Origin of the sequence: Streptomyces noursei ATCC 11455, assembly GCF_001704275.1 — a bacterium.
Lineage (GTDB): Bacteria > Actinomycetota > Actinomycetes > Streptomycetales > Streptomycetaceae > Streptomyces > Streptomyces noursei.
Genome location: NZ_CP011533.1, coordinates 7,474,218 through 7,500,701 on the forward strand (window position 1 = coordinate 7,474,218; position 26,484 = coordinate 7,500,701).

A 26,484-nucleotide genomic window follows, 5' to 3' on the forward strand; every position below is an offset into this window, starting at 1 on the left:
ACCGCCGGGTAGCTGGAATAATCGCTGCATGAGTTCAGCAGTCTCCCGGGGGTCCGCCCCCGTACCCCCGGCCAGACAACCGCGCCTGACCGTGCTCTCCGGCCCCTCGGGGGTCGGCAAGAGCACGGTCGTCGCGCATCTGCGCAAGGTCCATCCGGAAATCTGGCTCTCGGTTTCGGCCACCACCCGTAGGCCGCGCCCGGGGGAGCGTCACGGCGTCCAGTACTTCTTCGTCGAGGACGAGGAGTTCGACAAGCTCATCGCCAACGGTGAGCTGCTGGAATGGGCCGAGTTCGCCGGCAACCGCTACGGCACCCCGCGCAAGGCGGTGCTGGACCGGCTGGAGGCCGGCGAGCCGGTCCTGCTGGAGATCGACCTGCAGGGCGCCCGCCAGGTGCGTGAGTCCATGTCGGACGCCAATCTGGTCTTCCTGGCCCCGCCGAGCTGGGAGGAACTGGTCCGCCGGCTCACCGGCCGCGGCACGGAGGCGCCCGAGGTCATCGACCGGCGCCTGGAGGCAGCCCGGATCGAACTCGCGGCGGAGAAGGAGTTCGACGTGACGCTCGTCAACACCTCCGTCGAGGACGTCAGCCGTGAGCTGCTAGCCTTGATGCTGCGCCGCCCTGAAGACCGGACCACCGGCGACTGACTCCGGTCCCGATCGCGGCGCCACGGATTTCGGCGCCTGCGCGCCATCACCTGCTTCATCCCCTTTCGGAAGGTAGAGAGTGTCCTCTTCCATCACCGCACCCGAGGGCATCATCAACCCGCCCATTGATGAGCTGCTCGAGGCCACCGACTCGAAGTACAGCCTCGTGATCTACGCCGCCAAGCGTGCGCGCCAGATCAACGCGTACTACTCCCAGCTCGGCGAGGGCCTGCTGGAGTACGTCGGCCCGCTGGTCGACACCCACGTGCACGAGAAGCCGCTGTCGATCGCGCTCCGCGAGATCAACGCCGGTCTGCTGACCTCGGAGGCCATCGAGGGTCCCGTCGGCCAGTAAGCGGCACCGCAACCCTCACCAAGGGCCCGGCGGGTCCCCCCAGCTCCACGTTGGGGGTGCCCCTGCCGGGCCCTTGGTGTGCCGGGAGGGCATAGGTTGAGGGTCATGCGTTCGGACCTAGGCTCGGGGAGCGGGGAAACGATGGACAAGCGGGAGCGGCCCAGGGTCGTCCTGGGGGTGAGCGGTGGGATCGCCGCCTACAAGGCGTGCGAGCTGCTGCGCCGGCTCACGGAGTCCGGTCACGACGTGCGCGTCGTGCCGACCGCCTCGGCGCTGCACTTCGTCGGGGAGGCCACCTGGTCGGCGCTGTCCGGCAACCCGGCCACCACCGAGGTCTGGGAGTCCGTCCACGAGGTCCCGCACGTCCGCATCGGCCAGGCCGCCGACCTCGTCGTGGTCGCCCCGGCCACCGCCGACATGCTGGCCAAGGCCGCCCACGGCCTCGCCGACGACCTGCTGACCAACACCCTGCTCACCGCCCGCTGCCCGGTGGTCTTCGCGCCCGCGATGCACACCGAGATGTGGGAGAACCCCGCCACCCAGGAGAACGTCGCCACGCTGCGGCGCCGCGGCGCGCTGGTCATCGAGCCCGCGGTGGGCCGGCTCACCGGCGTCGACACCGGCAAGGGCCGCTTCCCCGACCCGGTGGAGATCTTCGAGCTGTGTCGCCAGGTGCTGGCCCGTGGCACCAGGGGCCTGCCGCAGGACCTGGCCGGCCGCCACGTCGTGGTCAGCGCCGGCGGCACCCGCGAGCCGCTGGACCCGGTGCGCTACCTGGGCAACCGCTCCTCCGGCAAGCAGGGCTACGCCCTCGCCCGCACCGCCGCGGCCCGCGGCGCCCGGGTCACCCTGGTCGCCGGCAACACCGAGCTGCCCGATCCGGCCGGCGTGGACGTGGTCCGCATCGGCACCGCCCGGCAGCTGCGCGAGGCCGTGCTGAAGGCCGCCGCGGACGCCGACGCGGTGGTGATGGCCGCCGCGGTCGCCGACTTCCGCCCCGCGGTCTACGCCACCGGCAAGATCAAGAAGCAGGAGGGCCAGGAGCCGGAACCGGTCGCCCTGGTACGGAATCCGGACATCCTCGCGGAGCTCTCCGCCGACCGGGCCCGCCCCGGCCAGCTGGTCGTCGGCTTCGCCGCCGAGACCGACGACGTGCTCGCCAACGGCCGCGCCAAGCTCGCCCGCAAGGGCTGCGACCTCCTGGTCGTCAACGAGGTCGGTGAGCACAAGACCTTCGGCTCGGCCGAGAACGAGGCCGTGATCCTGGCCACTGACGGCACCGAGACCCCCGTCCCGTACGGTCCGAAAGAAGCCCTCGCGGACACCGTCTGGGACCTGGCCGTCCCCCGACTGGCCTAGTCCCGCCCCTGACGCCGCCGACCCGCGCGGAACCTCCGTGGCGGGCCGGCGAGCATCCTTATTCGGCCACCAAAAATCGGTGTGCCCCCTTGACCCGACCGATCCACAAGGTGATCGTCACTACCGTGAGTCAGTGGTGTCCCAGGTCACGGGGGTTCCATAAATCGAGACTGATTGCCCGGACGCCACATTCGACCGATAAACTGGCAGCGGATCCGGCCGAGCGCAGCTCTCGGCCGTTCCGCTAAATGATCAGCCAGCAGCCGCTGCAACCCCAGGGAGCGATGTGTCCCGCCGCCTGTTCACCTCGGAGTCCGTCACCGAGGGCCACCCCGACAAGATCGCTGACCAGATCAGCGACACGATTCTCGACGCGCTCCTCAAGGAGGACCCGACTTCTCGGGTCGCCGTGGAGACGTTGATCACCACCGGCCTGGTGCACGTGGCCGGCGAGGTGACGACCAAGGCGTACGCCGACATCCCCAACCTTGTCCGGAACAAGATTCTGGAGATCGGCTACGACTCGTCCAAGAAGGGCTTCGACGGCGCCTCCTGTGGCGTGTCGGTGTCCATCGGCGCGCAGTCCCCGGACATCGCCCAGGGTGTCGACACCGCCCACGAGTTCCGCGTCGAGGGCGACGACGACGAACTGGACCGCCAGGGCGCGGGCGACCAGGGCCTGATGTTCGGTTTCGCCTGCGACGAGACCCCCGAGCTGATGCCGCTCCCGATCTACCTGGCGCACCGCCTCTCGCGCCGGCTCTCGGAGGTCCGCAAGAACGGGACCATCCCCTACCTCCGCCCTGACGGCAAGACCCAGGTCACCATCGAGTACGACGGCAACAAGGCCGTCCGCCTCGACACCGTGGTGGTCTCCTCCCAGCACGCCAGCGACATCGACCTGGACTCGCTGCTGGCGCCCGACATCCGCGAGTTCGTCGTCGAGTACGTCCTCAACGAGCTCGTCGAGGACGGCATCAAGCTGGACACCGACGGCTACCGCCTGCTGGTCAACCCGACCGGTCGCTTCGAGATCGGCGGTCCGATGGGCGACGCCGGCCTGACCGGCCGCAAGATCATCATCGACACCTACGGCGGCATGGCCCGCCACGGTGGCGGCGCCTTCTCCGGCAAGGACCCGTCCAAGGTCGACCGCTCGGCCGCGTACGCGATGCGCTGGGTCGCCAAGAACGTGGTCGCCGCCGGCCTCGCCTCGCGCTGCGAGGTCCAGGTCGCCTACGCGATCGGCAAGGCCGAGCCGGTCGGTCTCTTCGTCGAGACCTTCGGTACCAACGCGGTCGACACCGACAAGATCGAGCAGGCCATCGGCGAGGTCTTCGACCTCCGCCCGGCCGCGATCATCCGCGACCTCGACCTGCTCCGCCCGATCTACTCCCAGACCGCCGCCTACGGCCACTTCGGCCGTGAGCTGGAGGACTTCACCTGGGAGCGCACCGACCGGGTGGAGGCCCTCCGCAAGGCCGCGGGCCTGTAAAGGCTCCGCACCACCAGGGCTACCACCGAGGGCCCCGGACCGCTGGTCGGTCCGGGGCCCTCGGCCGTTCCCGCGCACCCGCCGTTGTCGGTGCCGTCTGCTAAGACTGGTTGCTGTGAGCAGGGAGAACGGGCGGGAACCGGGGGAGCAGGGCGAGCAACTGGCCCTGATCCGGGAGACCGTGCGGGAGACGAAGGCGGAGCGGGCCAAGCCGCGCACCTGGCGGGGGGCCGCGCTGGCGCCCCGGCTGCCGGTGGCACGGGTGCTGGTGGACAAGGGCCCCGTGCACCTGGACAAGCTCTGGGACTACGCCGTGCCCGCCGCCATGGACGCCGAGGCCCAACCCGGGGTGCGGGTGCGGGTGCGGTTCGGCGCGGGCACCGGCAAGGTGCGCGAGGGGCGCCGCGAGGGCGGGGGCCTGCTCGACGGCTACATCGTCGAGCGGATCCCGGAGTCCGACTACCGCGGGCCGCTGGCCGCGCTCGCCCAGGTCGTCTCGCCGGAGCCGGTGCTCAGCGAGCCGTTGCTGGCGCTGTGCCGGGCGGTGGCCGACCGCTACGCAGGCTCGCTCGCCGACGTCCTGCAACTCGCCCTCCCGCCGCGGAACGCCAAGGCCGAGGCGGCCCGCTTCCCGGTGCCCCCGCCGCCGCCCGCGGCCCCGGCGCCGGCGAGCTGGAGCCGGTATCCGGCCGGACCGGCGTTCCTGGAGGCGCTGGCCCGGGGGGACGCGCCACGGGCCGTGTGGACGGCCCTCCCGGGGCCGCACTGGCCGACCGAGCTCGCCACCGCGGTGGCCGCCACCCTGGCTTCCGGCCGCGGTGCCCTGGTCGTGATGCCCGACGGGAGGTCGGCGGCCCGGGTCGAGGCGGCGCTGACCGAGCTGATCGGGTCGGGGCGGCACACCTTGCTGGTGGCGGAGTCGGGTCCCGAGGAGCGCTACCGCCGCTGGCTGGCGATACGCCGCGGCGCGGTGCGGGCCGTGGTGGGGACCCGCGCCGCCATGTACGCACCGGTCGCGGACCTCGGGCTCGTCGCCATCTGGGACGACGGCAACGGCAGCCACAGCGAGATCCACGCACCGCATCCGCACGCCCGGGACGTGCTCCTGCTCCGTGCCGTCCATGAGAAGGCCGCGTGCCTGGTCGGGGACGTGGGCCGCACGGTCGAGGCCACCCAACTGGTGGAGAACGGCTGGGCGCGCGCGCTGACGGCCGACCGCGAGGTGGTGCGCAGGGTGGCACCGCTGGTCCGCACCGTCGACGAGACCGAGGAGGCGCGGGACGAGGCGGCGCGCGCCGCCCGGCTGCCGTCGCTCGCCTGGCAGACGGCGCGCCAGGCGCTGGCCCGGGGGCCGGTCCTGGTGCAGGTCCCCCGGCGGGGGTACGTTCCCCGGCTGGCGTGCGGGCGCTGTCGGGAGCCGGCCCGGTGCCGGCACTGCGCGGGGCCGCTGGAGGCGCAGAGCCAGGGCAGCGCGCTGTGCTGCGGCTGGTGCGGGCAGGCGGCGCCGGACTGGGCCTGCCCGGAGTGCGGCGGCACCCGGCTGCGGGCGCAGATCGTCGGCGCACGGCGGACGGCGGAGGAGCTCGGGCGGGCGTTTCCCGGCGTGCCGGTCCGCACCTCGGGCCGGGACCACATCCTGGAGACGGTCCCCGACGTGCCCGCGCTGGTGGTGAGCACGCCCGGCGCCGAACCGCTCGCCGAGGGCGCGGGCTATGCCGCGGCGCTGCTGCTGGACGGCTGGGCGCTGCTGGGCCGGCCGGATCTCCGCGCCGGCGAGGAGGCGCTGCGCCGCTGGCTGGGTGCGGCGGCGCTGGTCCGCGGCCAGGCGGAGAGCGGCACGGTGGTGGTGATCGCGGAGCCGACGCTGCGGCCCGTGCAGGCGTTGGTGCGCTGGGATCCGGTCGGCCATGCGGTCCGCGAGCTGGCCGAGCGGGCGGAGCTGGGGTTCCCGCCGGTGTCGCGGATGGCCTCCGTGGCGGGCCGTGCCGAGGATGTGGCCGGGCTGTTGGCGGCGGCCGAACTCCCCGCGGATGCCGAGGTGTTGGGCCCGGTACCGGTGCCGGTGCCGGATCCCGGACGGCCCCGTCGGCCGGGGGATCCTCCGCCGGGCGAGGAGTGGGAGCGGGTGCTCGTACGGGTCCGGCCGGGCCGGGGCGGGGCGCTGGCGGCGGCGCTGAAGGCGGCGCAGACGGCCCGGCTGGTCAAGCGGGAGGGGCAGCCGCTCCGGGTGCGGGTCGATCCGCTGGACCTGGGCTGAGGGGCGCCGCGTCGGCCGCGCTCGCGGACGGCCCCGTGCCGCACCACGCAGCGCACCGGGACCTTAGTCGGCAGGCGGTCCCGGGTGCCGGCGCGTGGTGCGGCACGGGGCGCGGTGCCCGGGGGCGGGGGAGTCGTTCAGCCGTTGCGGGGGCCGGGGAAGGCGCCGGGGCGGGCCTCGTCGCGCGAGGACGCGGTGGGCTGGGTGGGCATGGAGCGGGCGGCGGGGACGGCGGCGGGGCCGGTCAGGCCGCCGGCCATGCTGACCGCGCGGGCCGCGGAGGCCGCCGAGGCGTCGGGGGAGCGCACCGCCTCGTCGCCGCTGTCGCCGGACGTCTGGGTGGCGGCCCGCCGGGCGCCGTAACGACGGTGCACCGCCTGCTTGGTGACGCCGAGCGCGGAGCCCACCGCGTCCCAGGAGAAGCCCAGCGAGCGGTCGAAGTCGACTGCCGCGGTGACGAGGGTCTCGACGCTGTCGCGCAGCTCCTGGGCGAGGCGCACGGTGGGGGCGGGTGCCCGTCCGTAGACGACGAAGCCCGCGGAGGGGCCCGTGCGCCGCGGCCGGTAGACGTTGCCGAGCTGCGCGGTGAGCGTGCGCAGGGCGTCCACCTGCCGGCGGACCCGCTCGATGTCCCGCACCAGGAGATGCAGGCTGGCGCGCGCCTGGGCGTCGTGGGTTGCGTGGTCGGCCATGAGCAAGCCTCTCGAACCGGCGTGGAAAGGAAGGGGGAAAGCGATCGGGCCGCCAAAGCGGCCCGTGAAGCGGTCAATGCTGCTTGACCAACGCGCCAGCAGCGACTCTGGTCACGGTGCAGGGGCGTACGAGCGTGTGCGCGGGGCGCGGACGACTTTGCACGCCCCCTGGCGTTCCGGCCCATGACCTGCGCCAAGGCCCCTAGACTGGTGCGTCGTTCCGCAGCGCGTGAGAGGTAGTCCGTCACCCATGAGGCTTGTCTTCGCCGGTACCCCCGAGGTCGCCGTACCCGCTCTCGATGCCCTGATCGCCTCGGACCGGCACGAGGTGGTGGCCGTGGTGACCCGGCCCGACGCGCCGGCCGGTCGGGGCCGCCGGCTGGTCGCCAGCCCCGTCGCGGAGCGCGCGGAGGAGGCCGGCATCGAGGTGCTCAAGCCCGTCAAGCCGCGGGACGAGGACTTCCTCGCCCGGCTGCGGGAGATCGCGCCGGACTGCTGCCCGGTGGTCGCCTACGGAGCGCTGCTGCCCAAGGTGGCGCTGGACATCCCGACCCACGGCTGGGTCAATCTGCACTTCTCGCTGCTGCCGGCATGGCGGGGCGCCGCGCCGGTGCAGCACGCGGTGCTCGCCGGCGACGAGATCACCGGCGCCACCACGTTCCAGATCGAGCAGGGGCTGGACTCCGGCCCGGTGTACGGGGTGCTCACCGAGGAGATCCGGTCCGCGGACACCAGCGGTGATCTGCTGACCCGGCTGGCGTTCGCCGGTTCCGGTCTGCTCGTCGCCACGATGGACGGCATCGAGGACGGCACCCTCAAGGCGGTGCCGCAGCCGGAGGAGGGGGTCACCCTCGCCCCGAAGATCGAGGTCGAGGACGCCCGGATCGACTGGACGGCGCCCGCGCTGCGGGTGGACCGGGTGGTCCGCGGGTGTGCGCCGGCGCCCGGCGCCTGGACGGTCTTCCGCGGCGAGCGGCTGAAGGTGATGGCGGCCGAGCCGGCCGCCGGGCACGACGGACCGGCCCTGGAGCCGGGCGAACTGGGCGTCACCAAGAAGACGGTGCACGTGGGCAGCGGCAGCCACCCCGTGCAGCTGCTCTGGGTCCAGCCGCAGGGCAAGAAGCCCATGCAGGCCGCGGACTGGGCGCGCGGCGTGCGGATCGCGGCCGGCGAGCGCCTGGGCGACTAGGTCGCCGACCGCTCCTGCGGTGCGCCGCCGGGGGCCGTCCGCCCGCGCCGCCGGATCCCGGCCCGCGTAGGCTGGGGCGGACCCCGTCCCGTAATACCGGAGCACCTTTCTGTGAGTCAGCAGCCGCCGCGTCGTCACGGCACCCGCAAGCCCTACCGCCGCCCGAAGAAGGACCCGGTCCGGATCCTCGCGTTCGAGGCGCTGCGGGCCGTGGACGAGCGGGACGCGTACGCGAATCTGGTCCTGCCGCCGCTGCTGCGCAAGGCGCGGGAGGCCGGCGACTTCGACACCCGGGACGCGGCGCTGGCCACCGAGCTGGTCTACGGTTCGCTGCGCCGCCAGGGCACCTACGACGCGATCCTGGCGCGCTGCGTGGACCGGCCGCTGCGCAAGGTGGACCCGCCGGTGCTGGACGTGCTGACGCTCGGCGCACACCAGTTGCTCGGCACCCGGATCCCCCCGCACGCCGCGGTCAGCGCCACCGTGGAGCTGGCCCGGGTGGTGCTCGGCGACGGCCGGGCGAAGTTCGTCAACGCGGTGCTGCGCAAGGTCACGGCGCACGATCTGGACGACTGGCTGGAGCGGGTGGCGCCGGAGTACGACGAGGATCCCGAGGAGCACCTGGGGATCGTGCACGCGCACCCGCGCTGGGTCGTCTCCGCGCTCTGGGACGCCCTGGGCGGCGGACGCGCGGGCATCGAGGAGCTGTTGGCCGCGGACAACGAGCGCCCCGAGGTGACGCTGGTGGCGCGGCCCGGTCGGTCCACCGCGGAGGAACTGCTGGCGGCCGCGGGCGAGGACGGCGCGGTGCCGGGCCGGTGGTCGCCGTACGCGGTCCGGCTCGCCGAGGGCGGGGAGCCGGGCGCGCTGGACGCGGTGCGCGAGGGCCGCGCCGGAGTGCAGGACGAGGGCAGCCAGTTGGTCGCCCTGGCGCTGGCCGGCGCGCCGCTGGACGGCCCGGACTGCACCTGGCTGGACGGCTGCGCGGGGCCGGGCGGCAAGGCGGCGCTGCTGGCCGCGCTGGCGGCGCAGCGGGGCGCGGCGCTGCTGGCGTCGGAGAAGCAGCCGCACCGGGCGCGGCTGGTGGCCCGGGCGCTGGACGGCAACCCCGGGCCGTACGCGGTGATCGCCGCAGACGGCACCCGTCCGGCGTGGCGGCCGGGGGCCTTCGACCGGGTGCTGGTGGACGTGCCGTGCACCGGCCTGGGCGCGCTGCGCCGCCGGCCCGAGGCGCGCTGGCGACGCCGCCCCGAGGACCTGGACGGCTTCGCGCCGCTCCAGCGGGAGCTGCTGCGGCAGGCGCTGGCGGCGGTGCGGGTCGGCGGTGTGGTCGGCTATGCGACCTGTTCGCCGCATCCGGCGGAGACCCGGGCGGTGGTCGAGGACGTCCTCAAGGGGCGCGGCGGCCCGGCGGTCGAGGCCGAGTGGATCGACGCCCGGCCGCTGATGCCGGGTGTTCCGGAGCTCGGCGACGGGCCGGACGTCCAGCTGTGGCCGCATCGGCACGGGACCGACGCGATGTATCTGGCGCTGTTGCGGCGGACCGGTTGACGGGCCCGCTTCCGTGGTGGGCGGCCCCGGTCGTACGAGGGGCCGCACCGCCGCGGGAGCGGATCGGGGCACCAGATATCTTGATGTCGAGCAATCTTGATATCTTGATGTCGAGCAATATTTGAGACGTGGATGGAGCGGAGTACCCGGTGACTGACTCGACCATCATTTACACCCACACTGACGAGGCCCCGGCCCTGGCGACGTACTCGTTCCTGCCGGTGGTGGAGGCGTACGCCGCGACGGCCGGGGTGACGCTGGAGACCCGCGACATCTCCCTGTCGGGCCGGATCATCGCCAGCTTCCCCGAGCGCCTGAAGGAGGACCAGCGGATCGCCGACGCCCTCGCGGAGCTCGGCCAGCTGGCCAAGACCCCCGGCGCGAACATCATCAAGCTGCCGAACATCTCGGCCTCCATCCCGCAGCTCAAGGCGGCCATCGCCGAGCTCCAGGAGCAGGGCTACGCGCTGCCGGACTACCCGGACGACCCGAAGACCGACGAGGAGCGCGAGACCCGCGCCCGCTACGACAAGGTCAAGGGCAGCGCCGTCAACCCCGTGCTGCGCGAGGGCAATTCGGACCGCCGGGCGCCCGCGTCGGTGAAGAACTACGCCAAGGCGCACCCGCACCGCATGGGCGCCTGGACCGCCGACTCCAAGACCAACGTCGCGACCATGGGCGAGAACGACTTCCGCTCCACCGAGAAGTCCGCAGTGATCGCCGAGGACGGCTCCCTGCGCATCGAGCTGGTGGCCGAGGACGGCACCACCACCGTGCTGCGCGAGTCGGTTCCGGTGCTCGCGGGCGAGGTGGTGGACGCCTCCGTCATGCGCGTCGCCCAGCTCCGTGAGTTCCTCGCCGCCCAGGTCGCGCGCGCCAAGGCGGAGGGCGTGCTGTTCTCCGTGCACCTGAAGGCCACGATGATGAAGGTCTCCGACCCGATCGTCTTCGGCCACGTCGTACGGGCCTTCTTCCCCAAGACCTTCGCCCGGTACGGCGAGGCGCTGGCCGCGGCCGGCCTCACCCCGAACGACGGCCTCGGCGGCATCTTCAAGGGCCTGGAGGCGCTGCCCGACGGCGCCGAGATCAAGGCGTCCTTCGACGCCGAGCTGGCCGAGGGCCCGGAGCTGGCCATGGTCGACTCCGACCGGGGCATCACCAACCTGCACGTCCCCAGCGACGTCATCGTGGACGCGTCCATGCCCGCGATGATCCGCACCTCCGGCCACATGTGGGGTCCGGACGGACAGGAGGCGGACACCCTCGCGGTGCTCCCCGACAGCAGCTACGCCGGCATCTACCAGGCCGTCATCGACGACTGCCGGGCGCACGGCGCGTTCGACCCGGCCACCATGGGCTCGGTGCCGAACGTCGGCCTGATGGCGCAGAAGGCCGAGGAGTACGGCTCCCACGACAAGACCTTCGAGGTCGCGGTCGCGGGCACCGTCCGCCTGGTCGACGCGCAGGGCAACGTCGTCATCGAGCAGGCCGTCGCCGCCGGTGACATCTTCCGCGCCTGCCAGACCAAGGACGCGCCGATCAAGGACTGGGTCAAGCTGGCCGTCAGCCGCGCCCGCGCCACCGGCGACCCGGCGGTGTTCTGGCTCGACGAGACCCGCGCGCACGATGCCCAGCTGATCGCGAAGGTCAACGCCTACCTGTCGGAGCACGACACCGAGGGCCTGGAGATCAAGATCCTGGCCCCGGTCGAGGCGACCGCGTTCTCCCTGGAGCGGATCCGCCGCGGCGCGAACACCATCTCGGTCACCGGCAACGTCCTGCGCGACTACCTGACCGACCTGTTCCCGATCCTGGAGCTGGGCACCAGCGCCAAGATGCTCTCGGTCGTCCCGCTGATGAACGGCGGCGGCCTGTTCGAGACCGGTGCCGGTGGTTCCGCCCCCAAGCACGTCCAGCAGCTGGTCAAGGAGAACTACCTGCGCTGGGACAGCCTGGGCGAGTTCCTCGCGCTGGCGGTCAGCTTCGAGCACCTCGCGACGACCACGGACAACACCCGTGCCAAGGTCCTCGCCGACACCCTCGACCGCGCGACCGGTTCGTTCCTCAACGAGAACAGGTCGCCGAGCCGCAAGCTGGGTGGCATCGACAACCGCGGCAGCCACTTCTACCTGGCGCTCTACTGGGCCCAGGAGCTGGCCAAGCAGACCGACGACGCGCAGCTCGCCGAGGCGTTCGGGCCGCTGGCCAAGACGCTGACCGAGCAGGAGCAGACCATCGTCGACGAGCTGATCGCGGTGCAGGGCTCCCCGGTCGACATCGGCGGCTACTACCGCCCCGACCCGGCCAAGGCGTCCGCGGTGATGCGTCCCTCGAAGACGCTGAACCAGGCGCTGGCGGCCCTGCAGGGCTGAGCACCGTAGTACCCACCTCGTCCGCCCCGGCCGGGCCGCGCGTCCGGCCGGGGCGGCCCGGTGTCGCCGGGGTGACGGGGCTCTCGCGGCCCGGCGCGGTCGGTCCGTGACGGGACCGCCATACTGGGGGCATGGCCTTGATCAACCCCAGCATCCTGTCCGCAGACTTCGCCCGCCTCGCCGAGGAGGCGAGGGCCGTCGAGGGCGCCGACTGGCTCCATGTCGACGTGATGGACAACCACTTCGTCCCCAACCTCACGCTCGGCGTGCCGATCGTCGAGTCGCTGAGCAAGGCGACGGACACCCCCCTCGACCTTCACCTGATGATCGAGGATCCGGACCGCTGGGCGCCGCAGTACGTGGAGGCCGGGGCCGGCTCGGTCACCTTCCACGCGGAGGCGGCCGGGGCGCCGGTGCGGCTGGCGCGGGAGATCCGGGCCAAGGGGGCGCGGGCGTCGATGGCGCTGAAGCCGGCGACCCCGATCGAGCCGTTCGAGGACCTGCTGCCCGAACTCGACATGCTGCTGATCATGACCGTCGAGCCCGGCTTCGGCGGTCAGGCGTTCCTGGACATCATGCTGCCGAAGATCCGCCGCACCCGGGAGCTCATCTCGCGGCACGGTCTTCAGATGTGGCTCCAGGTGGACGGCGGGGTCTCGGCGGAGACCATCGAGCGGTGCGCGGAGGCCGGCGCCGACGTGTTCGTGGCCGGTTCTGCGGTGTACGGCGCGGACGATCCGGCCAAGGCCGTCCGCGACCTGCGGGAGAAGGCCGAGGCGGCGACGGCCGCGAGCTGGGGCTGCGCCCACTGATCGAGTCGCCCGGCTCGTCACGGGGCCCGGGACCGGTCCGTCCGGCGCGCTGCGTGCCGGCGGTTGACCTGGTGGCAACCGAGCGTTCATGCCCGTCGTGCCGCTCTTGGTCCCCGTACACCTCGGGTTTCTGAAAGGATGAGCAAAGACTCGATCAGATGCGCAAAAGGGGAGATTTTCGTGGTAGCCAGCCGCCCGCAGTCCGGAATGGGCCCCGCCGAGCTGGTGCAGGCCGCGGCCATGGCCCGCCGCTTCTATCTCGAGGGCAAGTCCAAGATCCAGATCGCGGAGGAGTTCGGCGTCAGCCGCTTCAAGGTCGCCCGTGTCCTGGAGACGGCCCTGGAGCGTGATCTCGTACGGATCGAGATCCGGGTGCCCTCCGAACTGGACGCGGAGCGCTCCGACGCCCTGCGCGCCCGCTACGGCCTGCGGCACGCGGTCGTCGTCGAATCGCCCGCGGACGCCTCCGAGGACGCCGCCGACCCGGAGAACCTCGGCGAGGTGGCCGCCGACCTCCTCGGCGAACTCGTCGCCGAGGGCGATGTGCTGGGCCTCGCCTGGGGCCGCTCGACGATCCACATGGCGGCGGCGCTGCACCGGCTGCCGCCGTGCACCGTCGTCCAGCTGACCGGGGTCTACGACGCCGGCACCGCCGACCGCGGCTCGGTCGAGGCGGTCCGCCGCGCGGCCGACGTCTCCGGCGGCGAGGCGCACCCGATCTACGCGCCGATGCTGCTGCCCGACTCGGCGACCGCCGCCGCGCTGCGCGGCCAGACCGGCATCGCCCGCGCCTTCGAGTACTTCGACAAGGTCACCGTCGCCTGCGTCTCCATCGGTTCGTGGGAGCCGGGCGTCTCGACCGTCTACGACATGCTGTCGGAGGAGGAGCGGGAGCACTACGCCTCGCTGGGCGCGGCCGCCGAGATGTCCGCGCACCTCTTCGACGCCGAGGGCCGGCGCATCGGCCGCGATCTCGGGGAGCGGTGCATCACCGTCGAGGCGGACCGGCTGCGCCGCATCCCGGAGGTCGTGGCGATCGCCGGCGGCCGGCGCAAGGCCGCGGCCATCGGCGCGGTGCTCCGCTCCGGGCTCGTGACGAGCCTGGTGACGGACACCGCGGCCGCCGACCACCTGCTGTTGGAGACCGGTCCCGGCCCGCGGCCGGCCCTGGACCGGGCGGACCCGGACGGGAAGTGAAGCGGGTCGTGGGAGCCCGCCGGCGAGCAGCCCGCGCGTGGCTGTGACAGCATCGGCGCATGCTGATCCACACCGCCCCGCGCCGGGCCGCCGCCCTCGTCGGCGCGCTGTTCGCCGCGCTGCTCCTCGTCCTGACCGGTTGTTCCACCGGCGGTGACGGCAAAGGGAGTTCGGCCGGCACGCACCGGCCGTCCGCGACCGCCAGCCGGCCGTCCGGCGGCACCACCGCACCGGGCTGGGCGAAGGGCCTGCCGACCGTCCCGGCCGGCAAGCTGCCCGCCGAGGCGCAGCGCACCCTCAAGCTGATCGACGCCGGCGGGCCGTTCCCGTACCCGAAGGACGGCACCGTCTTCGGCAACTACGAGAAGCGGCTGCCCAGTGAGCCGCGCGGCTACTACCACGAGTACACGGTCGACACCCCGGGCGCCCGCAACCGCGGTGCCCGCCGTCTGATCACCGGCAAGCACCACGAGTTCTTCTACACCGACGACCACTACAAGAACTTCAAGGCGGTGCTGCGGTGAGCCCCGAGGTACCCCCGGCACTGGCCGCGGTGCTCGACGGGCGGACGCCGGCGGGGGTGCTGCCCTGGCCGGCCGACCGCCCGGTGGCGGACGCCCTGGCCGCGGCCGAGGACGCCGGCTGGAGCGCTGCCGCGCTGGATCTCGACGGGGTCGCGGACAAGGCCGGGTTCCTCGACCGGTGCGCCGCCGCCCTGGACTTCCCGGCGTACTTCGGCCACAACTGGGACGCGCTGGCCGACTGCCTGACCGATCTGTCCTGGTGCCCCCCGGCCCGCGGCCGGCTGCTGGTCGTCACCGACTGGCAGGGGTACGCGGGCGCCGTGCCGGAGGACTGGAGCGTGTTCGAGCAGGTGCTGGCGGACGCCGTGGGCTACTGGCGGGACACCGACACCGGGCTCTCGGTGATCATGGCCGGCGGGCGCGGCCGGCAGGGGACGTAGCCGGGGGCGCGGCTCCGCGGGGCACCGTTCCGCGTCGTTCCGCGATGTGACGCGTGCGTCCCGTGAGGCGGCGTCTTGGTGGGTGGACCGCGGATTGGCGGATCACACACACGGCCCAGGTGGCCGTAGGACTATCACATGAGTCCTGGTCAGGGCCCGTATCCTGGCGGTATGCGATTCCTCAATCCGAAGAACGGCGCCCTCGAAGAGAGTTCTTCGGTGCCCTACGACCTGACCTACGACGATGTCTTCATGGTGCCCAGCCGCTCGTCGGTGGGCTCCCGCCAGGCCGTGGACCTCGCCTCGCGCGACGGCTCCGGCACGACGATCCCCCTCGTGGTCGCCAACATGACGGCGATCGCCGGCCGCCGCATGGCCGAGACGGTCGCCCGCCGCGGCGGTCTGGTGGTCATCCCGCAGGACATCCCGATCGACGTCGTCACCGACGTCATCACCTGGGTCAAGCAGCGCCACCTGGTGCTGGACACGCCGATCGTGCTGTCCCCGGTCTCGACCGTGGCGGACGCGCTGTCGCTGCTGCCCAAGCGCGCGCACGGCGCGGGCATCGTCGTCGAGAGCGGCCGGCCGGTCGGTGTCGTCACCGAGCACGACCTGGCCGGGGTGGACCGCTTCACCCAGGTGTCCGAGGTCATGTCGAAGGACCTGCTGGTCCTGGACGCGGACATCGACCCCCGCGAGGCGTTCAACCGCCTCGACGCCGCCAACCGCAAGCTGGCCCCCGCGGTCGACGCGGACGGCATGCTGGTCGGCATCCTGACCCGCAAGGGCGCGCTGCGCGCCACCCTGTACACCCCCGCCACGGACGCGGACGGCAAGCTGCGGATCGCGGCGGCCGTGGGCATCAACGGCGATGTGGCCGGCAAGGCCAAGGCGCTGCTGGAAGCCGGCGTGGACACGCTCGTCGTGGACACCGCGCACGGCCACCAGGAGTCGATGATCAGCGCGATCAAGGCCGTTCGGGCCCTGGACCCGCAGGTCCCGATCGTCGCGGGCAACATCGTCGCCGCCGCCGGTGTGCGCGACCTCATCGAGGCCGGCGCGGACATCATCAAGGTCGGTGTCGGGCCCGGCGCGATGTGCACCACCCGCATGATGACCGGCGTGGGCCGCCCGCAGTTCTCCGCGGTGCTGGAGTGCGCCGCCGAGGCCCGCAAGTACGGCAAGCACGTCTGGGCCGACGGCGGTGTCCGGCACCCCCGCGACGTGGCCATGGCGCTGGCCGCGGGCGCGTCCAACGTCATGATCGGCTCGTGGTTCGCGGGCACCCTGGAGTCGCCCGGCGACCTCCAGCACACCGCCGAGGGCCAGCCGTACAAGGAGAGCTTCGGCATGGCCTCCGCGCGTGCGGTGCGCAACCGCACCAGCGAGGAGTCGTCCTACGACCGCGCCCGCAAGGCGCTGTTCGAGGAGGGCATCTCCACCTCGCGGATGTTCGTCGACCCGGCCCGTCCCGGCGTCGAGGACCTGATCGACTCGATCATCGCGGGCGTCCGCAGCTCCTGCACGTACGCCGGCGCCGCCTCGGTCGAGGAGTTCGCCGAGAAGGCCGTGGTCGGCGTGCAGAGCGCCGCCGGCTACGCCGAGGGCAAGCCCCTGCACAACAGCTGGAGCTGACCTCCAGGAGCCCGCTGCCGGCTCCGCCGGCGCCGCTCACCGGCCCCGCACCGACCTGGTGCGGGGCCGGTTGCGTTCTACGGACGGGACCGTGATTCACTGAGGTGGAGCGCAACGTTCCGCCGCCCTTCGCCGCCGTGCGCAACGTTCCACCGCGGTTGCGCAAGGATCCTGCATTACGGCAGGTCAACGAGGGGCCGTAAGGTCATGCGCTGTACGTGGAGTGGCGGAGACCGCCTGCTCGGCGGTCTCCTGCTGCAGGGTGGTTCGTCCTGCCTGCCCGACCGCTGCGGTCCTGTCACCGGAATGTGCCGGAACGTGTCAGTCTGACCGGCAGCGACGAAGGAGCCCCCTGTGTTGGAGAACGGCGCAGTCCCGCCCTCGCGGGACAGCTATTCCGGGCCGCCCGCCGCCGGAGGAATCGGCACTCGGCTGATGCGCCGCAAGCCGGTGGAGCGCCTGGTCGCCGAGGGGGGCCGGGGCGAGGGGGGCACCCTCCGCCGCTCGATGGGTGTCTGGCAGCTGACGATGATCAGCATCGGTGCCACGCTCGGCACCGGCATCTTCGTGGTCCTCGGCCAGGCCGTCCCGGACGCCGGGCCCGCGGTCGTCCTCTCGTTCGTCATCGCCGGTGTCACGGCGCTGTTCTCCGCGCTCTCCTACGCCGAGCTGGCCGGCACCATCCCGGTCTCGGGCTCGTCCTACTCCTACGCCTACGCCACCCTCGGCGAGCTGGTCGCCTGGGTCTGCGGCTGGTGCCTGATCCTGGAGTACGGCGTCTCGGTGGCGGCCGTCGCGGTCGGCTGGGGCCAGTACCTCAACGAGTTCCTCGGCGGCACGCTGGGCTTCACCATCCCCGACGCGCTCTCCGCGCCGCCGGGCCAGGGCGGCTACTTCAACCTGCCGGCCCTGCTGGTCGTGGTGCTGGCCATGGTGTTCCTGCTGGGCGGCGCCCGGGAGAGCGCCCGGGCGAACACCATCATGGTGATCGTCAAGATCGCCACGCTGCTGCTCTTCTGCGGCGTCGCGATCCAGGGCGTGAAGTCCGGGAACTTCGCCAACTTCATGCCGATGGGCATGGCGGGGGTCAGCGCCGCCGGTGCCACCCTGTTCTTCTCCTACATCGGCTTCGACGCCGCCTCCACGGCGGGCGAGGAGGCCAAGAACCCGCAGCGCGACCTGCCCCGCGCGATCATGCTCTCGCTGGTGATCGTCACCGCCCTGTACTGCCTGGTCGCGGCCATCGCGGTGGGCGCCCTGCCGTGGCAGGAGTTCAAGGGCTCGGAGGCGGCGCTCGCCGGGATCCTCAAGACCGTCACCGGGCACGACTACTGGTCGGTGCTGCTGGCCTTCGGCGCCGTCGTCGCCATCGCCAGCGTCGTGCTGACCGTGCTCTACGGCCAGACCCGGATCCTCTTCGCGATGTCCCGGGACGGGCTGGTGCCCAAGACGTTCTCCAAGGTTCACCCCAAGAGCGGCGTGCCCCGGGTGAACACCGTGATCGTCTCCCTGTTCTGCGGTGTGCTCGCCGCCGCGGTGCCGCTCGGCGAGCTGGCCGACGCCACCAGCATCGGCACGCTCTTCGCGTTCGCGCTGGTCAACGTGGCCGTGATCGTGCTGCGCAAGACCCGGCCGGACATGCCGCGGGCGTTCCGCACCCCGTTCTCCCCGATCTTCCCCGCGATCGGTTTCCTGCTCTGCGCCTTCATGATGACCCGTCTCGGCCTGGTGACCTGGGTGGTCTTCGGTGTCTGGATGGTGGTCGGCCTTGTGATCTACTTCGGATACGGCATGCGCCGCTCCCGATTGGCCACCGCAGAGAAGTGATCCACCCGCAGTGCGACTGAACGATCTCGACGAACGCATCGTCCACGCCCTCGCCGAGGACGCCCGCCGCAGCTACGCGGACATCGGCCAGGAGGTCGGACTGTCCGCGCCGGCGGTCAAGCGCCGGGTGGACCGGCTGCGGGCGGACGGCGCGATCACCGGGTTCACGGTGCGCGTCGACCCCGCCGCCCTCGGCTGGGAGACCGAGGGGTTCATCGAGATCTTCTGCCGCCGCAACACCTCGCCCGAGGCGATCCACCGCGGCCTGTCGCGCTATCCGGAAGTGGCGTCCGCCTCCACCGTCACCGGTGAGGCGGACGCCCTGGTGCAGGTCTTCGCCGCCGACATGCGGCACTTCGAACGGGTCCTGGAGCGGATCGCCGGCGAACCGTTCGTCGAGCGCACCAAGTCCGTCCTGGTCCTCTCCCCGCTGCTGCGACGCTACGGGGCGGGGGCGCCCGGCTGAGGTTCGGCGCTCAGGCGGCGTCCGCCGGTCCCGTTCCCGCCGGCAGGCGCGGCGGGGTGCCCCGGGTCCATGTGACGCGCAGGGCGGAGGCGGCGATCCGCCAGCCGTCCGGGGTGCGCACCAGCTCGGTCTCGGCCCGGCCGCCGGAGACGAAGAGCGCCTCGGATCCGTCCGCCAGTACATGGGTGCTCAGCTGGGGCCCGTGGGCGGTCGCCCGGTCGCCGTCGATCTCGATGACCGGGGCGCCGCCCAGGTGCACGGTCCGGTCGAACAGCGCCATCCCCGCACGGATCCGCGCCACGATGGCGTCCCGGCCTCGGACGGTGCCGAGCGGCATCTCGGCGGTGGCGTCCGCGGCGTAGAAGGCGCGGCCCCACGCCTCGTCGAACACCCCCTCGTCCAGGGAGCGCAGATAGCGGCCCAGCAGGTCGGCGACGGCGGCGCGGTCGGTGAGGTGGCGCAGCTGCCGCGCCGTCTCGGCGGCCTCGGCGGCGGGGGTGGTCGGGGCGGCGGTCGCGCTCTCGTGTGGGGTCATGCCGTGATCCTGCGACCTCAAGCGGACTTGAGGTCCAGTGTGGGTCCGGGGGCGTCGGTCGACGGCGGTGCTGACGTGATCGTGGGCCGGGCGTAGAGTCCCGCTCAGTTGATCTCAACTGCAAGGTGTGCCCGCCATGATTGCGCGATACGCAAACATCGACCTCAACCTGCTGATCGCCCTGGACGCACTCCTGGAGGAAGAGAGCGTCACCGGCGCCGCCGATCGGATCGGGCTCTCCGGGCCCGCGATGAGCCGGGCGCTCGGCCGGATCCGGCGGACCGTCGGCGATCCGATCCTGGTCCGCGCCGGCCGCCACATGGTGCCGACCCCGCACGCCCTGGAGATCAAGGCCGAGGTGCGGCGGCTGGTCGAGGCCGCGCAGGTGGTGCTGACCCCGTCCGCCCCCGTCGACCCGGCGCGGCTGGCCCGCAGCTTCGCCATCAACGCCAGCGACCTCTTCGTCACCGTCGTCGGGCCCGCGTTGCTCGCCCGGGTCGCCCGGCAGGCGCCGGGGGTGGTGCTGCGGTTCCTCGGCGAGGGGCATGCCGATCTGCCGCTGCTGCGGGACGGCGCGGCCGACCTGGGGCTGGGCGTGGGCGACGGCCCGCAGTCGGAGATCCGCACCGAGCCGCTGTTCACCGACCGCGCGGTCGCGGTCGTCCGGGACGGCCACCCGCTGGCCGCCGGGCCGCTGACCGTCCGCCGGTACGCCGACGCGCCGCACCTCAACTTCTCCCGGCGCGGGCGGCTGACCGGCCCCATCGACGCCGCGCTGGCCGAGCACGGGCTGCGCCGCCGGGTGATCGCCACCGTCCCGACCCTGGCGGCGGCGCTGATGATGGTGCGGGACAGCGACGCGGTGGGCATGGGCCCGGAGCGCGCCGGGGCCTCGATGGTCCGGGAACTGGGTCTGCGCACCCTGCCCGTCCCGCTGGACCTCCCGCCGCTGCGGATGGTGATGGCCTGGCACCCCCGGCAGGACGCCGACCCGGGCCATGTGTGGCTGCGCGGGGTGGTGCGCGCGACGGTGGCCGCCGTGGTGGCCTGAGCCACTGCGCGGGCGCCCCGCCCGACCGGCGCGAATGCCCCGTGCAACGAATCGCCGCGGTGACCCTTGAAGGCGCAACGAATCGTCCGCCGCCGCGCAACGGTGGCGCCTTGTCCCGGATCGTCGGCGCCCCGTACCGTCAATGCGTCCCGCCCGCACCGCCGTCACCGAGGGGTCCCATGTCGCCACTGCACACCGCCCTGCTGCAGAGTTCGGGACGGCCCGGCGACGTGGCGCACAACCTGAAGGTCCTCGACGAGGCGGCCCGCGAGGCGGCCGCGACCGGCGCCCGGCTGCTCGCCTGCCCCGAGCTGTTCCTCACCGGCTACGCGATCGGCGGCGACCTGCACCGCCTGGCCGAGCCGGCCGACGGCGCCAGCGCCCGGGCCGTCGCCGCGATCGCCGCCGAACACCGGATCGCGGTGCTCTACGGCTACCCCGAGCGCGCCCCCGAAGAGCACGGCGTGGTCTACAACTCCGCCCGGCTGATCGGCCCCGACGGCACCCCGCTCGCCAACTACCGCAAGACCCACCTCTTCGGCTGCTTCGAGCGCGAGTGGTTCACCCCGGGGGAGCGGCAGGTCGTCCAGGCGGAGCTGGACGGGCTCCGGATCGGCCTGCTGATCTGCTACGACGTGGAGTTCCCGGAGAACGTCCGGGCGCACGCGCTGGCCGGGACCGATCTGCTGCTGGTGCCCACCGCGCAGATGCACCCCTTCCAGATCGTGCCGGAGCAGATGATCCCGGTCCGCGCCTTCGAGAACCAGATGTACGTGGCGTACGTCAACCGGGTCGGCGCGGAGGGCGAGTTCGAGTTCGTCGGCCTCAGCTGCCTGGCCGGGCCCGACGGGGTCGTCCGCACCCGTGCCGGGCGCTCCGAGCAGCTGGTGCAGGCCGCGGTGGACCCGGAATTCCTGAAGGAAGCGCGGGAGAACAACCCCTACCTCCAGGACCGGAGGCCGGAGCTCTACACCGACCTCGCCTGACCGGCGCCGCACCGCGCCCGTCGCACCCCGCCCGCACCGCCCCCCGGTCCGCCGTCGCGGCCTGAAGTCCCCCCCCGCCCACGAGGGCGTCCCGGCGCGCCCACCAGCGCCCTATACGCCCCGTTATGCCCGCCCCCTCGCAAGGAGTCCGCCCGATGACGTCCACGGTGCCCCCCGCCGTCCCGCACACCACCGCGCAGCCGCCGATCACCATGTTCGGCCCGGACTTCCCCTACGCGTACGACGACTACCTCGCGCACCCGGCGGGCCTGGGCCAGATCCCGGCGACCGAGCACGGCACCGAGGTCGCCATCGTCGGCGGCGGCCTCTCCGGCATCGTCACCGCGTACGAGCTGATGAAGATGGGCCTCAAGCCCGTCGTCTACGAGGCGGACCAGATAGGCGGCCGGCTGCGCACCGTGGGCTTCGACGGCTGCTCCGCCGCAGGTGACGAGAGTGTGCTCAACTGCGAACTGGGCGCGATGCGCTTCCCGCCGTCCTCCACCGCGCTCCAGCACTACATCGACCTGGTGGGCCTCACGACCCGGCCGTTCCCCAACCCGCTCGCCGAGTCCACCCCCTCGACCGTCGTCGACCTCAAGGGCGAGTCGCACTACGCCGAGACCCTCGACGACCTGCCCGCGGTCTACCGCCAGGTCGCCGAGGCGTGGAACGCCTGCCTGGAGGAGGGCGCCGACTTCTCCGACATGAACCAGGCCATGCGCGAGCGCGACGTCCCGCGCATCCGCGAGATCTGGGCGCAGCTCGTCGAGAAGCTCGACAACCAGACCTTCTACGGCTTCCTCTGCGACTCCAAGGCGTTCACCTCCTTCCGGCACCGTGAGATCTTCGGCCAGGTCGGCTTCGGCACCGGCGGCTGGGACACCGACTTCCCCAACTCCATCCTGGAGATCCTGCGGGTCGTCTACACCGAGGCCGACGACCACCATCGCGGCATCGTCGGCGGCTCCCAGCAGCTGCCGCTGCGCCTGTGGGAGCGCGAGCCGCGCAAGATCGTGCACTGGGCGCCGGGCACCTCGCTGTCGTCGCTGCACGGCGGCGTGCCGCGGCCGGCCGTGACCCGGCTGCACCGCACCGCCGGCAACCGCATCACCGTCACCGACGCCTCCGGCGACATCCGCTCCTACAAGGCGGTGGTCTTCACCGCGCAGAGCTGGATGCTGCTGTCGAAGATCGACTGTGACGACGACCTGTTCCCGATCGACCACTGGACGGCGATCGAGCGCACCCACTACATGGAGTCCAGCAAGCTCTTCGTCCCCGTCGACCGGCCGTTCTGGCTGGACAAGGACGAAGAGACCGGGCGCGACGTGATGTCGATGACGCTCACCGACCGCATGACGCGCGGGACGTACCTCCTCGACAACGGCCCGGACCAGCCGGCCGTCATCTGCCTCTCCTACACCTGGTGCGACGACAGCCTGAAGTGGCTGCCGCTGTCGGCGAACGAGCGCATGGAGGTCATGCTCAAGTCGCTCGGCGAGATCTATCCCAAGGTCGACATCCGCAAGCACATCATCGGCAACCCGGTGACCGTGTCCTGGGAGAACGAGCCCTACTTCATGGGCGCGTTCAAGGCCAACCTGCCCGGCCACTACCGCTACCAGCGGCGCCTGTTCACCCACTTCATGCAGGAGCTGCTCCCCGAGGACAAGCGCGGCATCTTCCTCGCCGGCGACGACATCTCCTGGACGGCCGGTTGGGCCGAGGGCGCCATCCAGACCGCGCTGAACGCGGTCTGGGGCGTGATGCACCACCTCGGCGGCGGCACCGACGCGACCAACCCCGGCCCCGGCGACGTCTACGACGAGATCGCTCCGGTGGAGCTCCCGGAGGACTGAGCGGTCCCAGGGCGCCGCGTCGACGCGAGCGCCAACTGAGGTGCGCGGGGCCCCGGATCGACCGGGGCCCCGCGCACCTCCGCTTCCGCCCGGCCGGTCGCGCCCGCCGGCCCGGTGCTACAGCCCGGCCGCCCGGATCCGCCCGTACAGGTCGGCGGCCCGGTCGGTCAGCTCCTTGCCGTCCCGGCAGTGCACCTGGAAGTCCAGCAGGACCTCCCGGGCACCGGCGTCGGCGGCACCGGCCAGATCCGCCAGCACCTGTTCGTGGCTGCCGGTGTACGGACGGCGGCCGTCCTCCGGCAGCGGCGCGCCGGTCAGGTCGACCCCGACCCGCAGGACGACGTCCAGCTCCCCGGCGTCCCGGCCGTGCCGTTCGGCCGCCGCCCGCAACCTCCCCAGCAGCGGGGCGAGTTGGGCGCCCGTCAGATGGCCGGGGAGCCAGCCGTCGGCGCGCCGCGCCACCCGCTCCAGGGCTCGGCCGTTGCTCCCGGCCAGGTAGACCGGGACCGGACGGGCCGGCTTGGGGCCGACCGAGGCCGGCGCGATCTCCGTCCAGCGGCCCCGGTACGCGACCGGGTCGGGGCCCCAGACCGCCGCGCAGACGTCCAGCAGCTCGTCCAGCTGGGCGCCGCGGTCGGCGTACGCGGTGACCCCGGCGGCCCGGTACTCGTCCTGGGACCAGCCGGTCCCCAGGCCCGCCAGCACCCGCCCGCCGCTGGCCGCGTCCAGCGTCGCCAGCATCCGGGCGAGCGGGAACGGCGCATGCAGCCCGGAGACCAGCACGCTGCTGCCCAGCCGGACCCGGTCGGTGACGGCGGCGGCCAGCGTCAGGGTGACCAACGGGTCGGCGCAGTGGCGGTAGAAGTCGGGCCAGGGCCGGCCCGGGACGCCGTAGAGCCCGTCCAGCGGCTCGTTCGGGATCAGCGTCCGCTCGAAGCCCCAGACGCTGTCGAATCCGATCTCCTCCGCGGCGCGGGCCACGTCCCGCACATCGCGCCGCGGGTCGTACTGCGGCATCTGGGGCAACCCCAGTCCCAGTCGTAACGTCATGGACCGCACCCTACGACGGGGCGCCCGGCCGCGGAACGACGTCGGCACCGAGCGCTTCGGTGCCCCTCGGACACGCGACGCCCTAGCCGAGCGGGGTCAGCAGACAGCGCCCGATCAGGCCGACGCTCGCGTCCAGGCGGTCGGCGAACTCCTCGGCCACGTCCGGGAGCCGGCGGGCGCCCCACAGCATCCGGGCCGCTGCCCAGGCGCCGTCGCGGGCCATCTCCAGGCTCCAGGACCCGACGAGATGGGTGAGCGGATCGGCGATGTCCAGGAGGTCGGGGCCGGGCATCAGGGTCTCCCGGATGCCCTCCTCCAGGCCGGTCAGGAGCGTGCCGATGCGGTCGAAGTCGCCTTCCAGAGCGGGGGGTTCGCACTCCAGCGCCCGGCAGGTGTCCACCACCGCCAGTGCGAGGTCGTGGCCGATGTGCGCGTTGATGCCGGCGAGGGCGAACTGGAGCGGGCGGATCCGGGGGTGGCGGCGCAGTTGGAACAGCGGACGCCAGCAGGCCGGCGGCCGCAGCCCGGTGGCGTCGGCGTCCACCGCGGTGAAGTAGCGGAGGGCGAAGCGCACGTCCAGTTCGCCGGCGGCCCGGGGGTCCTCGAAGGCGCCGTCGCCGACCCGCTCGGCGACGGCCTCGGTGACGGCCAGATAGACCCGGTTGAACACGGCCACCCCGTCGTCGGTGGGCAGCGCCCGGTCCAGCGCCCGCATTCGTTCCAGTACCTGCGCCACTCCCGCGGTCGTCGCAGGTCCGGCGCCGCCGGCGGGCCCGGCGACGGATTCCGCGACGGCGTGCGGCGGGCCGTTTCCGGCATGTTGCTGAAAGGTCGTCATCCGTTCAGCGTGGCATTGGCATACCCCCGAATATGCCTAATCCCGTGGACAGTTGACCGGAACGGAGTAATAATCGGCCCGCCGTCTTGAGGCTCTTCCCACCGATCCGCGCCGGGCTCGTCCCGCGGTACCCACTGCCGCGTCGATTCGCGCTGCGCATCTCTGGTCGGGCCGCGGGAACGGCGAAGTCTCCGCCATGTCCTTTGAGAACACCCACATCCATTTGGCATGCCAGGAAACGCCGCCCGAACGCGGCGTGGATTTCCGGAGGTTGATTCGTGTCCCGAAGACTCGTCGCCACGCTGGTCACACCGTTACTCGCGGTCTCCGCGCTGGCCGTGGCCGCCGCCCCGGCCCAGGCCGCCCCCGCCGACAAGCCGCAGGTGATGGCGAGCTTCACGCAGACCAGCGCGGCGAGTTACGACAACTGGCTGGCGGCCCGCAACAATCAGGCGAAATGGGCCTCCTACGATTTCGACTGGTCCACCGACTATTGCTCCAAGTCCCCGGACAATCCCTTCGGATTCCCTTTCAAACTTTCCTGTGCCCGGCATGACTTCGGCTACCGCAACTACAAGAAGGCGGGCACTTTCTCCGCCAACAAGGCGCGTTTGGACAGCGCCCTCTACGAGGACCTGAAGCGGGTCTGCGCGGGATATTCCGGCGCGACGAAGACGTCCTGCGACGGGCTGGCCTGGACGTACTACGAGGCCGTCAAGAACCTCGGTTCGTGAACCGGCGACGGCTCGGGGCGCGCCCCGAGCCGTCGCGTCGTCACGACCGTTCGTCCGGGCCGTCCGTCGCGTCGTACGCGGAGGCGCCCTCGTCCAGCAGCGGTTGCTGCTCCTTGAGGTGCGCCGGCGCCAGGGCGCGCAGGACGTGGTAGCCGGTGAGCACCACGATGGTGCCCAGGGCGATCCCGCCCAGTAGGCCGCGGTGGAGTAGACCCGGGTCGCCGCCATCACGCCGATGTTCTCGGAGTAGGTGGTGTTCGGCGGGCCGCCCAGCGCGGTGGAGAGCACCGAGGCCGCGCCGTCGGCGGAGATCGCGGTGCCGAGCTTGTCGTCCAGCGGGTCCCCGGTCATCTCGCCGACCGCCTTGACGTGCCCGGCGTTCTCCGCGACCAGCACGATCACGACGGGCACGCCACCAGGATCGCCGACCACTGGAAACTCGGGCCGTGGAAGGACGGCAGACCGGTCCAGTCCGCCTTAGAGAACCCACATTGAGACAGAAGCGCATCAGCGCCGCGGATCGCCAACCAAGCGGACCAAGTTTGTCCTGAAGCCATTGTTCGACTATGAATCCCTTCGGCTCTGTGACGTGCAGGGCGTCGCAGGAG

The 26,484-nt window shown here is 72.6% G+C and carries 23 protein-coding genes and 1 pseudogene; 19 read left to right on the forward strand and 5 right to left on the reverse strand.

The annotated features are described in order from the left end of the window. Nucleotides 1-28: 28 nt before the first annotated feature. The 5 genes from gmk (at nucleotide 29) to SNOUR_RS31810 (ending at nucleotide 6,115) form a co-directional block, all read left to right on the forward strand. Nucleotides 29-649 (forward strand): guanylate kinase, encoded by a 621-nt coding sequence (gene gmk / locus SNOUR_RS31790; RefSeq protein ID WP_052287018.1) that lies wholly within the window; start codon nucleotides 29-31, stop codon nucleotides 647-649. Nucleotides 650-728: 79 nt separating this feature from the next. After that, the gene (rpoZ, locus tag SNOUR_RS31795) at nucleotides 729-1,004 is read left to right on the forward strand and encodes a DNA-directed RNA polymerase subunit omega (RefSeq protein ID WP_016572365.1); all 276 of its coding nucleotides are present in this window, start codon (nucleotides 729-731) and stop codon (nucleotides 1,002-1,004) included. Nucleotides 1,005-1,145: 141 nt separating this feature from the next. Continuing rightward, complete coding sequence (gene coaBC / locus SNOUR_RS31800; RefSeq protein WP_067353887.1) at nucleotides 1,146-2,363, forward strand: bifunctional phosphopantothenoylcysteine decarboxylase/phosphopantothenate--cysteine ligase CoaBC; 1,218 nt, start codon at nucleotides 1,146-1,148, stop codon at nucleotides 2,361-2,363. Nucleotides 2,364-2,649: 286 nt separating this feature from the next. Then, the gene (gene metK / locus SNOUR_RS31805; RefSeq protein ID WP_067353890.1) at nucleotides 2,650-3,858 is read left to right on the forward strand and encodes a methionine adenosyltransferase; all 1,209 of its coding nucleotides are present in this window, start codon (nucleotides 2,650-2,652) and stop codon (nucleotides 3,856-3,858) included. A gap of 115 nt (nucleotides 3,859-3,973) precedes the next feature. Further along, nucleotides 3,974-6,115, forward strand: a complete 2,142-nt coding sequence (locus tag SNOUR_RS31810; protein WP_079142983.1) for a primosomal protein N' — start codon at nucleotides 3,974-3,976, stop codon at nucleotides 6,113-6,115. A 137-nt stretch (nucleotides 6,116-6,252) separates the two neighbouring features. Here SNOUR_RS31810 and SNOUR_RS31815 read toward each other — a convergent pair whose 3' ends face one another. Next, nucleotides 6,253-6,807, reverse strand: coding sequence for a hypothetical protein (locus tag SNOUR_RS31815; RefSeq protein WP_067353893.1), 555 nt, complete (start codon nucleotides 6,805-6,807; stop codon nucleotides 6,253-6,255). A 250-nt stretch (nucleotides 6,808-7,057) separates the two neighbouring features. Between SNOUR_RS31815 and fmt the strand changes: the two genes are divergently transcribed. The 10 genes from fmt to SNOUR_RS31865 all read left to right on the forward strand — a co-directional run bounded on the left by fmt (nucleotide 7,058) and on the right by SNOUR_RS31865 (nucleotide 18,820). Then, nucleotides 7,058-7,996, forward strand: a complete 939-nt coding sequence (gene fmt, locus SNOUR_RS31820) for a methionyl-tRNA formyltransferase (RefSeq protein WP_067353894.1) — start codon at nucleotides 7,058-7,060, stop codon at nucleotides 7,994-7,996. A 111-nt stretch (nucleotides 7,997-8,107) separates the two neighbouring features. After that, nucleotides 8,108-9,547, forward strand: a complete 1,440-nt coding sequence (locus SNOUR_RS31825; protein ID WP_067353897.1) for an RsmB/NOP family class I SAM-dependent RNA methyltransferase — start codon at nucleotides 8,108-8,110, stop codon at nucleotides 9,545-9,547. Nucleotides 9,548-9,696: 149 nt separating this feature from the next. Further along, nucleotides 9,697-11,919, forward strand: coding sequence for an NADP-dependent isocitrate dehydrogenase (locus tag SNOUR_RS31830; RefSeq protein ID WP_067353900.1), 2,223 nt, complete (start codon nucleotides 9,697-9,699; stop codon nucleotides 11,917-11,919). Nucleotides 11,920-12,050: 131 nt separating this feature from the next. Continuing rightward, entirely contained in the window at nucleotides 12,051-12,731 is a 681-nt protein-coding gene (gene rpe, locus SNOUR_RS31835) for a ribulose-phosphate 3-epimerase (RefSeq protein ID WP_039638046.1), read from the forward strand. 207 nt (nucleotides 12,732-12,938) lie between these two features. Then, the gene (locus SNOUR_RS31840; RefSeq protein WP_067353902.1) at nucleotides 12,939-13,928 is read left to right on the forward strand and encodes a sugar-binding transcriptional regulator; all 990 of its coding nucleotides are present in this window, start codon (nucleotides 12,939-12,941) and stop codon (nucleotides 13,926-13,928) included. A 59-nt stretch (nucleotides 13,929-13,987) separates the two neighbouring features. Beyond that, the gene (locus SNOUR_RS31845; RefSeq protein WP_079142984.1) at nucleotides 13,988-14,452 is read left to right on the forward strand and encodes a guanyl-specific ribonuclease; all 465 of its coding nucleotides are present in this window, start codon (nucleotides 13,988-13,990) and stop codon (nucleotides 14,450-14,452) included. Beyond that, nucleotides 14,449-14,892, forward strand: coding sequence for a barstar family protein (locus tag SNOUR_RS31850; protein WP_039638047.1), 444 nt, complete (start codon nucleotides 14,449-14,451; stop codon nucleotides 14,890-14,892). Before SNOUR_RS31845 ends, SNOUR_RS31850 begins: the two co-directional genes overlap by 4 nt. Before the next feature lie 171 nt (nucleotides 14,893-15,063). Next, nucleotides 15,064-16,527, forward strand: a complete 1,464-nt coding sequence (locus SNOUR_RS31855; protein ID WP_039638048.1) for a GuaB1 family IMP dehydrogenase-related protein — start codon at nucleotides 15,064-15,066, stop codon at nucleotides 16,525-16,527. 354 nt (nucleotides 16,528-16,881) lie between these two features. Beyond that, nucleotides 16,882-18,354: an amino acid permease gene (locus SNOUR_RS31860; RefSeq protein ID WP_067353905.1), complete on the forward strand. Its 1,473-nt coding sequence runs from the start codon at nucleotides 16,882-16,884 to the stop codon at nucleotides 18,352-18,354. 10 nt (nucleotides 18,355-18,364) lie between these two features. Further along, on the forward strand, nucleotides 18,365-18,820 hold the full coding sequence (locus SNOUR_RS31865; protein WP_067353906.1) for an Lrp/AsnC family transcriptional regulator: 456 nt from the start codon (nucleotides 18,365-18,367) through the stop codon (nucleotides 18,818-18,820). Nucleotides 18,821-18,830: 10 nt separating this feature from the next. On the opposite strand, the gene SNOUR_RS31870 is transcribed toward SNOUR_RS31865, so the two are convergent. Next, nucleotides 18,831-19,355 (reverse strand): nuclear transport factor 2 family protein, encoded by a 525-nt coding sequence (locus SNOUR_RS31870; RefSeq protein WP_079142985.1) that lies wholly within the window; start codon nucleotides 19,353-19,355, stop codon nucleotides 18,831-18,833. A 136-nt stretch (nucleotides 19,356-19,491) separates the two neighbouring features. On the opposite strand from SNOUR_RS31870, the gene SNOUR_RS31875 reads away from it, so the two are divergent. The 3 genes from SNOUR_RS31875 (at nucleotide 19,492) to SNOUR_RS31885 (ending at nucleotide 23,254) form a co-directional block, all read left to right on the forward strand. After that, the gene (locus tag SNOUR_RS31875) at nucleotides 19,492-20,406 is read left to right on the forward strand and encodes a LysR family transcriptional regulator (RefSeq protein ID WP_067353909.1); all 915 of its coding nucleotides are present in this window, start codon (nucleotides 19,492-19,494) and stop codon (nucleotides 20,404-20,406) included. 179 nt (nucleotides 20,407-20,585) lie between these two features. Continuing rightward, complete coding sequence (locus tag SNOUR_RS31880) at nucleotides 20,586-21,392, forward strand: carbon-nitrogen hydrolase family protein (RefSeq protein ID WP_067353912.1); 807 nt, start codon at nucleotides 20,586-20,588, stop codon at nucleotides 21,390-21,392. Nucleotides 21,393-21,547: 155 nt separating this feature from the next. Next, nucleotides 21,548-23,254: a flavin monoamine oxidase family protein gene (locus tag SNOUR_RS31885; RefSeq protein ID WP_067353914.1), complete on the forward strand. Its 1,707-nt coding sequence runs from the start codon at nucleotides 21,548-21,550 to the stop codon at nucleotides 23,252-23,254. A gap of 117 nt (nucleotides 23,255-23,371) precedes the next feature. Here the strand turns inward: SNOUR_RS31885 and SNOUR_RS31890 are convergent, their stop codons facing one another. Both SNOUR_RS31890 and SNOUR_RS31895 read right to left on the reverse strand, forming a co-directional pair. Continuing rightward, nucleotides 23,372-24,304, reverse strand: a complete 933-nt coding sequence (locus SNOUR_RS31890) for a TIGR03619 family F420-dependent LLM class oxidoreductase (RefSeq protein WP_067353916.1) — start codon at nucleotides 24,302-24,304, stop codon at nucleotides 23,372-23,374. 82 nt (nucleotides 24,305-24,386) lie between these two features. Beyond that, nucleotides 24,387-25,142 carry a DUF5995 family protein gene (locus SNOUR_RS31895; RefSeq protein ID WP_312634163.1) on the reverse strand — a complete coding sequence of 252 codons (756 nt, stop codon included), beginning with the start codon at nucleotides 25,140-25,142 and terminating at the stop codon, nucleotides 24,387-24,389. Between the two features lie 278 nt (nucleotides 25,143-25,420). Between SNOUR_RS31895 and SNOUR_RS31900 the strand changes: the two genes are divergently transcribed. Further along, nucleotides 25,421-25,876 carry a phospholipase gene (locus SNOUR_RS31900; protein ID WP_067353918.1) on the forward strand — a complete coding sequence of 152 codons (456 nt, stop codon included), beginning with the start codon at nucleotides 25,421-25,423 and terminating at the stop codon, nucleotides 25,874-25,876. Nucleotides 25,877-25,916: 40 nt separating this feature from the next. Here the strand turns inward: SNOUR_RS31900 and SNOUR_RS43485 are convergent. Next, nucleotides 25,917-26,376: pseudogene (locus tag SNOUR_RS43485) on the reverse strand (solute carrier family 23 protein); the annotation flags it as partial. Nucleotides 26,377-26,484: the final 108 nt, after the last annotated feature.

Coding starts and splice junctions, on each gene's coding strand:
- gmk (WP_052287018.1), top strand. CDS start 29: ATGAGTTCAGCAGTCTCCCGGGGGTCCGCCCCCGTACCCCCGGCCAGA.
- coaBC (WP_067353887.1), top strand. CDS start 1,146: ATGGACAAGCGGGAGCGGCCCAGGGTCGTCCTGGGGGTGAGCGGTGGG.
- SNOUR_RS31815 (WP_067353893.1), bottom strand. CDS start 6,807: ATGGCCGACCACGCAACCCACGACGCCCAGGCGCGCGCCAGCCTGCAT.
- fmt (WP_067353894.1), top strand. CDS start 7,058: ATGAGGCTTGTCTTCGCCGGTACCCCCGAGGTCGCCGTACCCGCTCTC.
- rpe (WP_039638046.1), top strand. CDS start 12,051: ATGGCCTTGATCAACCCCAGCATCCTGTCCGCAGACTTCGCCCGCCTC.
- SNOUR_RS31840 (WP_067353902.1), top strand. CDS start 12,939: ATGGGCCCCGCCGAGCTGGTGCAGGCCGCGGCCATGGCCCGCCGCTTC.
- SNOUR_RS31845 (WP_079142984.1), top strand. CDS start 13,988: ATGCTGATCCACACCGCCCCGCGCCGGGCCGCCGCCCTCGTCGGCGCG.
- SNOUR_RS31855 (WP_039638048.1), top strand. CDS start 15,064: ATGCGATTCCTCAATCCGAAGAACGGCGCCCTCGAAGAGAGTTCTTCG.
- SNOUR_RS31870 (WP_079142985.1), bottom strand. CDS start 19,355: ATGACCCCACACGAGAGCGCGACCGCCGCCCCGACCACCCCCGCCGCC.
- SNOUR_RS31875 (WP_067353909.1), top strand. CDS start 19,492: ATGATTGCGCGATACGCAAACATCGACCTCAACCTGCTGATCGCCCTG.
- SNOUR_RS31880 (WP_067353912.1), top strand. CDS start 20,586: ATGTCGCCACTGCACACCGCCCTGCTGCAGAGTTCGGGACGGCCCGGC.
- SNOUR_RS31885 (WP_067353914.1), top strand. CDS start 21,548: ATGACGTCCACGGTGCCCCCCGCCGTCCCGCACACCACCGCGCAGCCG.
- SNOUR_RS31890 (WP_067353916.1), bottom strand. CDS start 24,304: ATGACGTTACGACTGGGACTGGGGTTGCCCCAGATGCCGCAGTACGAC.
- SNOUR_RS31895 (WP_312634163.1), bottom strand. CDS start 25,142: ATGACGACCTTTCAGCAACATGCCGGAAACGGCCCGCCGCACGCCGTC.